The organism is Clostridium neonatale (assembly GCF_900465025.1).
GTDB classification, from domain to species: domain Bacteria; phylum Bacillota; class Clostridia; order Clostridiales; family Clostridiaceae; genus Clostridium; species Clostridium neonatale.
Genome location: NZ_UICR01000001.1, coordinates 10,001 through 24,199, shown reverse-complemented (window position 1 = coordinate 24,199; position 14,199 = coordinate 10,001). Strand labels below are relative to the sequence as shown.

Below are 14,199 nucleotides of genomic sequence, written 5' to 3'. Positions count from 1 at the left end.
TAAATATAAAAAGTTACTTGGTAATATAAATTCATCAAGTAACTTTTTATATTTAACTGATTCTTCCTAATATCTGTGCTTTAATATGCCTTAATATAAATATTATATATGTTACGGTTCCAATTATAAATACACTATCTAAATCTACATTATAATTAAAACATTCTAATATAATCTTAATTATGAATGGTAATGTCGCTGCATATATAACCATCGAATACAAAGCAGAATATCTAATTATCATCTTCATAAAAATAGCAATTAAAGATGCTATCATTGTTATTATAAAACTATTAACTAACATCCCACACATTTCAATCCATATCGTTACTTTAAATACAACTATTCCTAACTTAATTTTTATATCATTTAATATATTTCTAAGTTGCTCTGAATTAACATTCTCATTTCCCAGGAAATTTTTATAATTCATTTTATATACATTAGAATTATCATAAAATACTATTCCATTTTTTAACCATAATAAGCTTACATCTTGAGTGTATATTCTACCATTTAATTTCCATGACTCTTCAATCGTGTCATTATCATCTATATATATTAATATATTATTATTTTCCAAAGTAATTGGTTCGCAATTTAAAGTTAATTCTCCATCTTCTATATAAATCCCATTATTATTTTCTAAGCTATTAATTATGCCAGATATATTTTTATTTATAGAGTGTACTATTATTCCGCTTTTTATGCTAGACACTATTATAGTCATTAATATCATATAAATAATAGCTCTAAATACTCCTTCTTTTATATATTTTGAAAAAACATCTATATCATATATGATGTTATAAACTTTTAAAAAAATTAGTTTTATTTTTCATTCTTTCCTCCAGAATACAATATATAATATTGATTTTACCTAGATTTTAATAATTTACTACCTAATTGTATATATAAATTATATGTTTATTATTTATATTTATGGTCAATATTATAAATAACTATATATTATATTTATATACTTTAGGAGGTTAATTTTGAATCTAATAAATAATAAATACTTTAAAAGTATAATAAAATCTTATAAAAAATTATTCATTTATATTATAATATGCTTAAGTTTTTTATTTACTCTATCTTACAGTCATTATAGATATAATAACCTTTTAAATTCTTTTAAAGCAAACTTTAATAATTATAAATTTTCTGAAGCAAATAATTTGATTGTAACAAAAGAATCTTTAAATCCATTTAAAATTATTTGCCTAAAAAATGACTTACATAGTTATTTTAATGATAAATTAAGTATAATGTCTAATAACTTAAAAGATAAGGATATCAATGATATATTAATACAATTAAGGGAAATAGACCATTATAAAATAATATCTCCATCTAGGATCAACTATATAAATGATTCTATATTTAAGTTTACTAATTCGGTTGATTATTATACTCAGGGTATAAACTATTATATCAATAAAGATTATGAAAATGCATTATATTACTTCAATAATGTTAGTTTTCTAGATATTAACTATAGTAATTCATTAGGATATATTAATCAATGTAAAAAAAATATAAAAAATGATATATATCTACAATGTGATGAATTAATAAAAAATGATTATTATACAAAGGCATTAAATCTACTATCTGAGTATTCTTCACTAATCAATGATGATAAAGCTATCTCTAAAAAGATTCAAGAAGTAAAAACCAAAAGACAAGATTATTTAAATAATGCTTCTAGTGTACTTGAAGCTTCTTCAAAAGCATTAACTACAACAATTTCTCCTAATAATATAAATACACTAAATATAACTAGTGATACGAATTTCTTAATAAATGTAGATATAAATAATCAAAAAACATATGTATATGAAGGTAAATCCGATAATTGGACTTTATTAAAGACATTCTCTTGCTCTACTGGAATTGATGGCGAAAATACACCTGTTGGCTCATTCTCAATAAAAGAAAAAGGTGAATGGTTCTTTTCTGATGAGTATAATCAAGGAGGTAAGTATTGGTCTCAAATAACTGGCGATATTCTTTTTCACTCACTTCCTTATTCAAATGATAGAACTACTATTGTTGACTATACAGTAAATGAGCCATCCTCTCATGGATGCATTAGACTTTATTTAGATGATGCAAAATGGATTTATGAAAATGTTCCTAGAGACAGTAAAGTCATAATAAAATAAAGAAATCATGGTTACCTTCCCAAAATCATAACCATGATTTCTTTTTTCATTTTATCTTAGCCTAATATATTTGTCTAAATAAAACGAATATAAATATTTTTCATCTACTTTTTTTCCTATTATTTTAAATATAGCATTACTATAATATTCTAGTTGCTTAATATATTTATTTTTAAATTCATCTTCCTTCTCTTCTTCAATATAATCAGTTTTATAATCTATAAGTATCACTTTGTCTTCTTCCTCAAAGAAACAATCTATAATCCCTTGTAACCTTATATTTTCATTCTTATATTCTTCTGATAGTTCATTATTTACTTCTATGCTACTTATTTCTGTATAAAACGGAACTTCTCTATAGAGCTTATTAGGATTATTTTTATATACCTCAATCATTCTTTTTCCTAATGGGTTATTAAAAAACTTTAGAATCTTATTTACTCTAACAACTTTAGCCTCATCTTCCAACAAAATCTCATTGCTTACCATATTGCCTATTTGTAATTTAATATCTTCTGCTGAATCTACCTTATCCAAGTTTAGCTTTTTCATTACTAAATGAACTATAGTCCCTTTTTCCGATGCTGTTAATCCCTTTTCCTCTTGAAGAAATTTTGGTATAAGTGGCTCTTTTTCTATAAATATTTCTTCAATATCTACTGTTTCTTCAATATTTTTTTTCTTTAAATCTGATACTGAAATATTACTCTTTATTGTAGTAGCTAATTCATAAGGATATTTATACCCTAACCTACTAGATATTTCTTCATAAAGTTCTTTATTTATTTCATCTTTTTTTATAGTTAATTCATTTTCTTCAGCAACTTCTTCATTTTCTTTTTCATTTAGTAATTCATTTTTACTTATTATATTTATCTTCCATGATGAAGAATCATCTTTTGAAAATTCATTAGATACAGCTATTCTTTCTCTTAAAATATTTCCATCGTTATGTTTACATAAAGCTATTCCTATCCAGTCTAAATACGATCTTCCTTTAAGAACTTCTGATGGTAATATTATATTCTTATCTAATATGGATGCATTAAACCATTTTTCTATAGATTTTTCTATATCATTTACACATCCTGTTATTATTAATTTTTCTTTAGCTCTAGTTAATGCAACATATAATATTCTCATCTCTTCAGATAAAGTCTCTAATCTCATTTTTTTCTTAATTGCTTCTTTAGCTAATGTACCTAGACTTAGTCTTTTCTCTAAATCTATAAAATCTGGGCCAAAACCTAATTCATGATGATATAGTATACTTTTATTTAAATCCATTAAATTAAAATTTTTTCCTGCTCCACATAAAAATACAACTGGAAATTCTAGCCCTTTGCTCTTATGTATACTCATGATTCTAACTACATCTTCATTTTCCCCTAATATTTTCGCACTTCCCATATCACCAGATGACCGTGTTAATCTATTAATAAAGTTAATAAAATTAAATAGCCCTTTAAAGCTAGTTTCTTCAAATTTCCTAGCTCTCTGGAACAGAATCTTTAAGTTAGCTTGCCTTAATACTCCATTCGGCATAGCTCCAACATATCCATAATATGCTGTATCCATATATAACATCCATATAAATTCATCTATGGGCATATATATAACTTTCTCTCTCCATTCCGTTAACTTTTCTATAAAATAATTACATTTTTCTATTAATTTATCAGAATAAACTTTGTCGCTCTTTTCATCATATTTTCCAGCAATGCATAATATATTTTCATAAAAATACTTTTCTTTATCTTGCAATCTAATATCAGTTAATTCCTCAGCTGTAAACCCCATTATAGGTGATCTAAGCACTGATAATATTGGAACATCTTGAAGAGGATTATCTATTACTTTAAGTAAGGACATTATTGTTCTTATTTCTATAGACTCAAAGTATCCAGAACCTGTGTCAGCATATACTGGTATTCCTTCCTCACCTAATTCTTCAAGGAGAACTTCTGAATAATTCTTTGTTGCTCTTAATAGAATCACTATATCTTTATATTTTAATGGACGATACTCTCCTGTCTGTTTATCTAAAACCATAAACTTACTTTCATTATTTGATGACATTAATTCTTTAATTCTTTTGGCTATTATTTTTCCCTCTAAATTTATTCCTGTTATCTCAACATCTGAATCATCAATAATACTTTCATCATGTTCTTCAGTATCCTTATATATATTATCATCTTTTTTCTCTATAATGTTAACTTCTATAGGACCACCTAAGGTAATTGATTCATCATTTGATATTTCATAACTTGCTCCTAAGTTTAAAGATTCTTCTTCTGTATATTCTAATTCTCCAACTGTGTCAGACATTAATTCCTTAAATATATAGTTAACCCCATCTATTACTTCTTTTCTACTTCTAAAGTTCTTGTATAATTGAATCTTTCTATTTAGACCTTCATTTATTTTATAAGTATTATATTTATCTATAAATAAAGATGGATTTGCCTGCCTAAATCTATATATACTCTGCTTTACATCTCCAACCATAAATACATTCGGATTATTAAGCTCTTTTCTTGATACAAGATTAATTATAGTTTCCTGTACATTATTTGAGTCTTGATATTCATCTACAAGAACTTCATCAAAAAATTCTCTAAAGTCGTTTGCTACTTGTGATGGTATTATATTGTTATCTTCATCATGATCAATTAATATTTTTAAGCATAGATGCTCTAAATCATTAAAATCCAATATATTTCTTTCTTTTTTCTTTTTTGAAAATCTCTCTCCAAAGTCCAATATAATCTCAGATAATTTTTTAACATATGGATATGCTCCTTGTATACTTTCAATCATCTCTTTAGGCATTAAAGAAAATGCATTATTCTTTAAGTCTGTTATTTTCTTTTTTATATCATCTCTTATCTTTTTTACAATCCCTTGAGCATCTTCATCAGATATCTTATCTTTTTTTATTGTCTTTAATCTTTGGAACTTTATATCAGTTAATAAAGTATATATTTCCTCTAAATTATTATTCTCTAATTTATAGATTCTTTCTAAATACTCTTTTTCATCTATAAAGTTATCTAGATATCCTTCTAATCCATCTGTATGATTTATTATATCAATAGCCTTATCATACATTTTTATATAGCCTTCAACTTCAACCTTTATGCTATTTATTAAGACTTCGGCCCATTTACTTCTATTAAGCTCATCTAATGAGCTTATATTAAATGCTTCTGTACTTTCTTTTAACCACATTTCCGGCCATGGAGCAGACATAATAAAGTTATATAAATTTAATATTAATTCTTTTAAATTATCATCACTTTTATAGCTGCTAAAAGCTTCAACTAAATCAATAAACTCTTGATCATCATTATCATATCTGTCTTCAAATAACTCTTCAATAACGTCAGATTTAATTAATATTGTTTCTGTCTGATCGCCAATTCTAAATGATGGGTCTAAATCAATCTTGTGAAAATTATTTCTTATTACGTCTAAACAAAAAGAATGCATTGTTGTTATATTAGCTCTATTCAATAAAGTTAACTGATTTTGAAGATTTTTAGAATCTGGATTTTCATCTAATGCTTTTGATATTGCATTTGCAATTCTTTCTCTCATTTCTGCTGCTGCCGCATTAGTAAATGTAACTACTAATAATTTATCTATATCAACTGGATTCTCTTCATCTGTAATTATTTTTATAATTCTCTCTACTAATACTGCTGTCTTTCCTGAACCAGCAGCTGCTGCAACTAAAAGATTGCAATTTCTGGTTTTTATTGCACTCAATTGTTCATTAGTCCATTTTGTTTCTCCCATATTATTTCTCCTATCAAGATATGATTTATAAGATTATTTATTTACTTCATTTTTTATATTGTTTAAAACTTCTTCTTTATTTCTTTTTATAATTATCTTATATTTATTATCCTTTATATCTGTATCAAATTGACAAATTGATTCAAAGTCACAATATTCACAGTAAGTTTTATTTGAATCTTTAGATGGTTGTAGCTTTATATCTCCACTAAGCATTTCTTCACATAATTCTTTCATTTTTTTATTTACATATTCTCTTAACAAATCAAATTCTTCTTCTGTAACAACGTCACTATTTGATTTAAAATCTCCATCTTTCTTAAATGCAGCTGGAATCACTAATGAATATCCATCAATATCTTTATCCATAGCTCTAACTACTCTAGCATCTTTTAAAACTAGTCCTTTAAGTTTTAGCGCTTCTAATACTTCTACTTCTATTTCTTCTGTTGTCAATTCTTTTTTACTCTTTATTATTGGATCATCAACTTTGAAATATAATATTGCACCTGGCTTAGCTTGTTTTTCTAATATATATTTTGAATTTCTTATAAGCGCATCTAAATAAACTAATAGCTGAATCTGTAACCCATAGTATACTTCATTTAAATCAAACTTTTTTGCCCCTGTTTTATAATCTATTACTCTTATATACGTATTGCCATCCAAATCTAAAGTATCTATTCTGTCAATTCTACCTTGTAAGTATACTCTCTCATTATTATCAAGATCTAATGTCACAGCTTCTCCAGTATTGTAATCTCCAAATTTAAATTCAGTTTTGAATACTTCAAACTCTCCCTTACCTATTTGTTCTGATATAACCGATACTGATTTAGCTATAACTCTTTTAAATCTCTTTGCTAGATACTTATATCTTTTGCTACTATTCAATATAGAATTACTCTCTTCTTCCAATCTCTTATCTATTATGTTTGTCACTATTTCTTTGCATTTATCATTATCCAAATCTGACCACAATATTCCATCTTTTTTTACTCTATTAGTAAATGTGTCTAATACTTCATGTACAAATGATCCTAAATCTGGAGGAGCGAATTCATATACTTTTCTATTCTTAGCTTTTAAGCCATACATTATAAAATATGAAAATGGACATCCTGCATATTTTTCTAACCTTGATACACTAAACATTAATTTTCCATTATCATTTTTATAAAGCTCTTTAAGTTTGTTTTTAGACACCTTATCTCCTATATTAGAATATTCAAGTCCTTTAAAAATATTATCCATCTTTTCTTTGTATTCTTCATTATTAGCGAACCATTTATAAACCTCTGGCCAATATTCTTCTATTTCTTCTTTTTCAAAGTCTCTTCTTACAGTAAGTATTAAATCATTAAATGTTGGAATTGGAGAAACAATTCTATTTAGCTTATCTTCATTAATTGATAAATCATTAATGAAACTTTCTTCATTTAGATCAGGAAATATCTTTTTAATTCTTGATATAATTATAGATGGCCTTAAAGATTTTCCTTCAAAATCAGCCATTGGATATGATAGCATAAGATATTCACTACTTATTGTCAATGCAGTATATACTAAAAATTGCTCTTCAAATATCTTTTTTCTAGTAGTTGATGAAAGCTGTATTCCATATTCATTTAGTATCTCTCTATCTTTATCAGATAATATTCCCTCATCTTTTTTTACAGCAGGTAATACCCCATCATTTATACCAACTATACAAAGCGCTTTTACATCACGTCCCTTTATTCTAGCTACATCTCCTATTGTAACTTGATCTAATGCCACTGGTATTACACCAATTTCTTCATTATTGAAGCCAGAATCTAGTATCTTAAAGAACTCATTTGCTTCTAATTTTTCTTCTCCTAATACATTAACTGCTTGATCTAATGTATTTATAACTATACTTTCTACTTGACTATATTCTTTAACCTTATCTTCTTGTAAATTCTGATCAAAATCTTCTATCCACTTATCAATTTTTTCAAATGCCTCTAATTCTACTAAAAATTCATATATTGCTTTACATATATCTTTTACTTTATTTTTTCCTCTAATTTTATTATGAAAATTTAATAATGGTTTTCTTACTTCATCCATTATCTCTGATATCATTATTAAGTTTTGATCTGTATTCATCATTTCTCTGAAATATGGGTCTGTTAATAAATATTCACTATTCCACTTATGTCCCTTGATTCCGTATTCTAAAACAAAATTCTCTAATAAATCAATATACTGATTTTTGATACCTATTAAGCCACTTTTTAAATATTTAAATACACTCTCATAAGACCAATTCTTTAAGTATATTTCAAATGCTGAAGTTATAACTATAATTAATGGATTACTTACTAATTGAATTTTTTTATCTAAAAAGTATGGTATATTATAATCTTTAAATATAACAGAAATTATCTTTTCATAGTCATCTATATTTCTACATACAACTGATATATCTTTAAATCTATAGTTTTTAATTCTAACTAAATTTACTATATTTCTAGCAACTCTATCTATTTCATCATATATATTATTTGCTTTATATAAAACTACTCTATCATTATCAACTCCGCCATATTCTTTAAATGGATAAGAAAAAAAGTATTTTTCTATATGCTCTAACTGAGGAGAATTAAAAAATCTATATGTTTTTTCATTTTCATTTAAATTAATAGGTTTATCGTATGGTATATTATTCTCTTGCATTAATTTTAATATTTTATTTTCAGTATTGTGTATCGGGATAAATACATCTGTGAATTCTTTTGATTTTATATTATCTAAACTTTCCATGGTTAACGTTATATTAATTCTTTTACATCGCTTAGCTAACAACTTTATTATATCTAACTGCTGTGGTGTAAAAGTTGTAAATTCATCTATCCATACTTCAGATTCGTTATATAATGTACAGTCTTGTAACTTATTATATAATAAACTTAACTCATCTTCTCCATCAATATACCCTTCATTAATTTTATCGTTAAAGGCTTCAAATATTGATACTAGCTCTCTTATCTTTATAATCAATTCACTATTATCAATTTTCTGATAAATGCATTTTAATTTATCAATATCTACGTTATATTTCTTAAATTCAGATATAACTTCTGATATTATTTCATTAAAACCTTGTTCTCTTGATATTCGCTTAAAGTATTCTAATGAATCAATATTTTCATTTAATACCTTATGAATCAACATTTTCTTACCAGATTCATTTATGATTTTTTTTATTCGTCCACCACATTCTTCAAAGACTATGCTAGCCATCTTTTTAAAGCTTAGCACCTGAACCTTTAAAAAAGCTGCCTCTCCAATTTCTCTTAATACATTATTTTCTGTGGTAAAGGTATATTGATCTGGCACTATCAATATCAATTTTCTGTTTTCATCTAATTGCAATTTTTTTTTAATTTCATCTATACAAAATCTGCTTTTACCTGTTCCTGCTCTTCCATAAATAAACCTTATACTCATTTTATTTCCTCACTGCTTCGAAACATTTTTATTAATTTTCTCCATTTATAATTAACTTAATTCATCATTTTAATTTACTTCTAATAAATTAATTAAATTTATCTAAATCCATACATTTATTATATTATAAATGTATGGATTTAGGTAATCTACTATTTGAGATATAAAAAAAACATCTAACAAAAGTTAGATGTTTTTGGCGGAGAATCCGGGATTTGAACCCGGGCGCCAGTTACCCGACCTACGCCCTTAGCAGGGGCGCCTCTTCAGCCACTTGAGTAATTCTCCATGTGCCTTCTATATAATTTATATAAATGGCGGAAAGATAGGGATTCGAACCCTAGGTACGCTTGCACGTACGCCGGTTTTCAAGACCGGTGCCTTAAACCAACTCGACCATCTTTCCGTAACTCACAAAACATATTATATCAAGGGTATACATTACTGTCAACATTTTTTATAATAATATTTTTATTAATTTATATTTTTATCTTATATACAATTTTTTAAATTCTATTATATTTATAAAAAATAAAGTAAGATGGATAATAAATATAATGTAAATTAAAAATTTCTATTATATACTTTAATCAATATTTTCTATACTAATATTAAACAAATCTATAAGTAAATTATTGCATATATTCAAATTTATAAAACTATCAATAACCATATTTCTACATTTAATACTTTTCATATTTATAAGATCTGACCTCATTGAATATAATAAGTTTAAAGTCTTAAAATTTTATGTTTTATAAATAAAAAACATCTAATAAATATTAGATGTTTTGGCGGAGAATCCGGGATTTGAACCCGGGCGCCAGTTGCCCGACCTACGCCCTTAGCAGGGGCGCCTCTTCAGCCACTTGAGTAATTCTCCATGCGCCTTCTATTTTTAGATAAAAAAAATGGCGGAAAGATAGGGATTCGAACCCTAGGTACGCTCACACGTACGCCGGTTTTCAAGACCGGTGCCTTAAACCAACTCGACCATCTTTCCACGTCTCATGACAAATATGATTATATCAATGAAAATATATTATGTCAACACTTTTTACAAAATAATTTTACAATGATAAATAAAAAATATTATCAAACTGACTTCCTTATTTAAATAGTAAATCATTTAAGATTGTATATATTATAATATAATAATTAATTTTGTAATATCATTTTTACTATGTATTTGCATCCTTTTATTCAATATTTTTAGTACATATAATATCAATTCCTGTATTCATAATATTTTTGCATATGATATCACCGATATAAACTGGTGTACTTATATATATTCTACTTAAAACTTTAGAAGATTCTATCCATAATTCCTTTTCTATTGTATCTGTACTTTTTACAGATACAACTTTTCTATTTGGATTCCCTTTTATCCTTACTAGACTAGTAAAAACATCTTTATTTCTCATAATTAATTCCTCTTTCATAATTAAATCTCATTAAATTCTTTTATTCTACCTATCAATACTTTAGAATTCATAGAATTATCTACTATATTCAATGGGCTCGTATTCATTTCATTTGCTAATATTTTAATAATTTTCATATTACAATTAGCACCATTGCATTTGCCTATTCCTACCCCTGTACGCCTTTTTATTCCTTCTATAGTTCTAGCACCTAATGGTCTTCTTATGCAATCAATAATCTCCCCTTCTGAAACATTATTGCAACTACATATTATATTACCGTATCTTTTATCTAATTCTATTATTTCATTTCTTTCTTCTTTACTCATATTTCTAAAAACATAAACATCTCTTTTTTTATCTATATAATCTTTCTTTTTGACTATATTCATATTTTTAGTTAAACTATCTTCTATTATATTAGCAATTGCTGGTGCAATAGTAATCTTTCCATAATGACTTCCTGTCACACTTATATACCCTATGTCAATGTCACTATCATCTATAAACATACTATCTTTAGAATATTCTTCTGTAAATATATTAGTTATCATATCTTTATCTAAATTTTGAACAGTAGATGCAAAAGAATATGCTTCATCTAAATCTAAATCCGAAAATTCCTTTATGCCAATTAGACATCCTTGAGAATCAATAGGTATATTAATAACAAATGATTTTTCATTCAAATTATTCACTATTACTGTATCGATTCTATTGTCTATTTTTTCATTACATAAAATATAGTTCAATTTTCTATCGACTACGTTTTTCCTATTTTCTTCTCCTCTATCTGAAAATAATTGCTCTGGTATTGTATTAACAACAAATTTACATGTAAATTTATTTTTATTTGTAGTTATTTTAAACCCATTAGATAATCTTTTTATATCAAGTACTATTTCTTCTAAACGAAAAGCCACACCATTATCCGCAGCAACTTCAGCATATGAGGTAGCTAAATCATATGGTGGTATAACTGCTGTATTTCCTGAATATAAGGCCTTAGTTATTCCAGGTTTTAAATTAGGTTCTATACTATATATCTCATCCTCGTTAACTATTCTAACGTCTTTTATTCCTCTTTCATTCGCCTTATAATTCATATATTCTAAATTACTATTAAATGCATCATTTGCTCCAATTTGTAGTGATCCAACCTTTTTATATGGAACTCCAAATTTCTCACAATGCTTTTCTATTATTTCTTGACCCAAATATTCTAAATTTGCCATTATATTATCTGATGTCTCAGATCCATCATATATAACTGCAGTATTAACAAAATAAATATCACTAGCTATATCATAATCCTTTTCTATTAAAGCTATATTTATATTATATTTGGATAATTCATATGCAACTGCACATCCTACAATTCCACCACCTAAAATTAAAACATCGTAATCCATTAAAAACCTCCTAATCTGATATAATAAAATTATTCTTTTTTAAATCAGAAATTATTAATTCAATATTTTCATTATTCTCAGCCGAAATTGTATGCAAATGTATTCCATTTGTTAATACAGATAATAATTTAGCTTTTTGATTTTCATATTTATCTATAAATTTTTCCAATTCATTATAATTAGATACCATAAGCATGCCTTTTATTTCTCCATATAATGGGTGTTCAACTATAACATCCTCTACTACTCCACCATATTTAAGAACAATCTTTATCTCATTTATCATGTCTTCTTCCTTATGATTAACCGCTATAATAGCTTTTACTCTATTGTTAGTTCTATTCATTATATACCCATCTGGAGTAGCAATTATGTTATTTCCTTTAGCTCTTAGTATGGCTATATCTTTTACTATAACTTGACGTGTTACCGAGTATTTAGTCGCTATTATGCTTCCTTTTACTGGTGTACTACTTTCTAACAATAATCTAACTATATGTTCTCTTCTTTCTGTGGAATCCATTTTTTCCTCCCAAAAACCAAATTATATAAGATATTTAATTAATATCTTATATATATTCCTAATATTATTCGAATATATAATCATTATACTATAAATTTAGTAAAATAATACAAAAAAAAGTTATGAATAAATTCATAACTTTTCTTGGTGGAGATAAAGAGATTCGAACTCTTGACCCCCTGCGTGCAAGGCAGGTGCTCTCCCAACTGAGCTATACCCCCATAAATGGTGGACCTTCAGGGACTCGAACCCCGGACCTACCGGTTATGAGCCGGTTGCTCTAACCAACTGAGCTAAAGATCCAAACTTACCTGGCAACGTCCTACTCTTCCACACAGTCTCCCATGCAGTACCATCGGCGCTATAGACCTTAACTTTCCTGTTCGGAATGGGAAGGAGTGTTACCTCTATGCCCTCATCACCAGATTTACATTTGATATTATAAACCATACTATTTATAATGTCAATATTTTTTTGAAAGTTTTTATTCTTTCAAAATTGCACATAGTTCCTAATGTATTACAACTTAATATTGGTCAAGCCCTCGACCTATTAGTATCAGTCAGCTAAATACGTTACCGCACTTACACCTCTGACCTATCAACCTTGTAGTCTTCAAGGGGTCTTACTAGCTTATGCTATGGGAAATCTCATCTTGAGGTGGGCTTCACACTTAGATGCTTTCAGCGTTTATCCCTTCCCGACTTAGCTACCCAGCAATGCTTCTGGCGAAACAACTGGTACACCATAGGTCAGTCCATCCCGGTCCTCTCGTACTAAGGACAGCTCCTCTCAAATTTCCTACGCCCGCGACGGATAGGGACCGAACTGTCTCACGACGTTCTGAACCCAGCTCGCGTGCCGCTTTAATGGGCGAACAGCCCAACCCTTGGGACCTACTTCAGCCCCAGGATGCGACGAGCCGACATCGAGGTGCCAAACCTCCCCGTCGATGTGAACTCTTGGGGGAGATCAGCCTGTTATCCCCGAGGTAGCTTTTATCCGTTGAGCGATGGCCCTCCCACGAGGTACCACCGGATCACTAAGCCCGACTTTCGTCCCTGCTCGACTTGTAGGTCTCGCAGTCAGGCTCCCTTCTGCCTTTACACTCTTCGAACGATTTCCGACCGTTCTGAGGGAACCTTTGGGCGCCTCCGTTACATTTTAGGAGGCGACCGCCCCAGTCAAACTGCCCACCTAACAATGTCCTGTCACCAGTTTCATGGCATCCAGTTAGAATTTCAATACTATCAGGGTGGTATCCCAACAACGACTCCATCAAGGCTGACGCCCTGATTTCCCAGTCTCCCACCTATCCTGTACAGACAATACCGAAATTCAATGCTAAGCTACAGTAAAGCTCTACGGGGTCTTTCCGTCCAATC

Annotated in this window: 7 protein-coding genes, 6 tRNA genes and 2 rRNA genes (1 of these 15 running past the window's edge); 1 reads left to right on the top strand and 14 read right to left on the bottom strand. The window is 27.9% G+C overall.

The features are described 5' to 3' along the window. Positions 1 to 52: 52 nt before the first annotated feature. Positions 53 to 793 (bottom strand): DUF1189 family protein, encoded by a 741-nt coding sequence (locus CNEONATNEC86_RS00105; RefSeq protein ID WP_420920965.1) that lies wholly within the window; start codon positions 791 to 793, stop codon positions 53 to 55. Positions 794 to 998: 205 nt separating this feature from the next. Between CNEONATNEC86_RS00105 and CNEONATNEC86_RS00100 the strand changes: the two genes are divergently transcribed. Beyond that, positions 999 to 2,171: a L,D-transpeptidase gene (locus tag CNEONATNEC86_RS00100; RefSeq protein WP_243145338.1), complete on the top strand. Its 1,173-nt coding sequence runs from the start codon at positions 999 to 1,001 to the stop codon at positions 2,169 to 2,171. Between the two features lie 51 nt (positions 2,172 to 2,222). Here the strand turns inward: CNEONATNEC86_RS00100 and addA are convergent, their stop codons facing one another. From addA to CNEONATNEC86_RS00035, 13 genes are all read right to left on the bottom strand, one after another. Continuing rightward, positions 2,223 to 5,975 (bottom strand): helicase-exonuclease AddAB subunit AddA, encoded by a 3,753-nt coding sequence (gene addA / locus CNEONATNEC86_RS00095; protein ID WP_159135369.1) that lies wholly within the window; start codon positions 5,973 to 5,975, stop codon positions 2,223 to 2,225. 33 nt (positions 5,976 to 6,008) lie between these two features. Further along, complete coding sequence (gene addB / locus CNEONATNEC86_RS00090; RefSeq protein ID WP_159135368.1) at positions 6,009 to 9,452, bottom strand: helicase-exonuclease AddAB subunit AddB; 3,444 nt, start codon at positions 9,450 to 9,452, stop codon at positions 6,009 to 6,011. Positions 9,453 to 9,649: 197 nt separating this feature from the next. Further along, positions 9,650 to 9,740: transfer RNA gene (locus tag CNEONATNEC86_RS00085), tRNA-Ser, on the bottom strand. 27 nt (positions 9,741 to 9,767) lie between these two features. After that, positions 9,768 to 9,858: transfer RNA gene (locus tag CNEONATNEC86_RS00080), tRNA-Ser, on the bottom strand. Between the two features lie 386 nt (positions 9,859 to 10,244). Continuing rightward, positions 10,245 to 10,335: transfer RNA gene (locus CNEONATNEC86_RS00075), tRNA-Ser, on the bottom strand. Positions 10,336 to 10,364: 29 nt separating this feature from the next. Further along, positions 10,365 to 10,455 (bottom strand) — tRNA-Ser (locus CNEONATNEC86_RS00070). Positions 10,456 to 10,651: 196 nt separating this feature from the next. Further along, entirely contained in the window at positions 10,652 to 10,879 is a 228-nt protein-coding gene (locus CNEONATNEC86_RS00065) for a DUF1667 domain-containing protein (RefSeq protein WP_058293223.1), read from the bottom strand. A 20-nt stretch (positions 10,880 to 10,899) separates the two neighbouring features. After that, positions 10,900 to 12,291 (bottom strand): NAD(P)/FAD-dependent oxidoreductase, encoded by a 1,392-nt coding sequence (locus tag CNEONATNEC86_RS00060; RefSeq protein ID WP_058293219.1) that lies wholly within the window; start codon positions 12,289 to 12,291, stop codon positions 10,900 to 10,902. 10 nt (positions 12,292 to 12,301) lie between these two features. Then, entirely contained in the window at positions 12,302 to 12,814 is a 513-nt protein-coding gene (locus CNEONATNEC86_RS00055; protein WP_058293220.1) for a transcription repressor NadR, read from the bottom strand. A gap of 145 nt (positions 12,815 to 12,959) precedes the next feature. Next, positions 12,960 to 13,035 (bottom strand) — tRNA-Ala (locus tag CNEONATNEC86_RS00050). 5 nt (positions 13,036 to 13,040) lie between these two features. After that, positions 13,041 to 13,117, bottom strand: a tRNA-Ile gene (locus CNEONATNEC86_RS00045). Between the two features lie 6 nt (positions 13,118 to 13,123). Next, a 5S ribosomal RNA gene (rrf, locus tag CNEONATNEC86_RS00040) occupies positions 13,124 to 13,240 on the bottom strand. A 106-nt stretch (positions 13,241 to 13,346) separates the two neighbouring features. Beyond that, positions 13,347 to 14,199, bottom strand: a 23S ribosomal RNA gene (locus tag CNEONATNEC86_RS00035) (it continues 2,054 nt past the right edge of the window).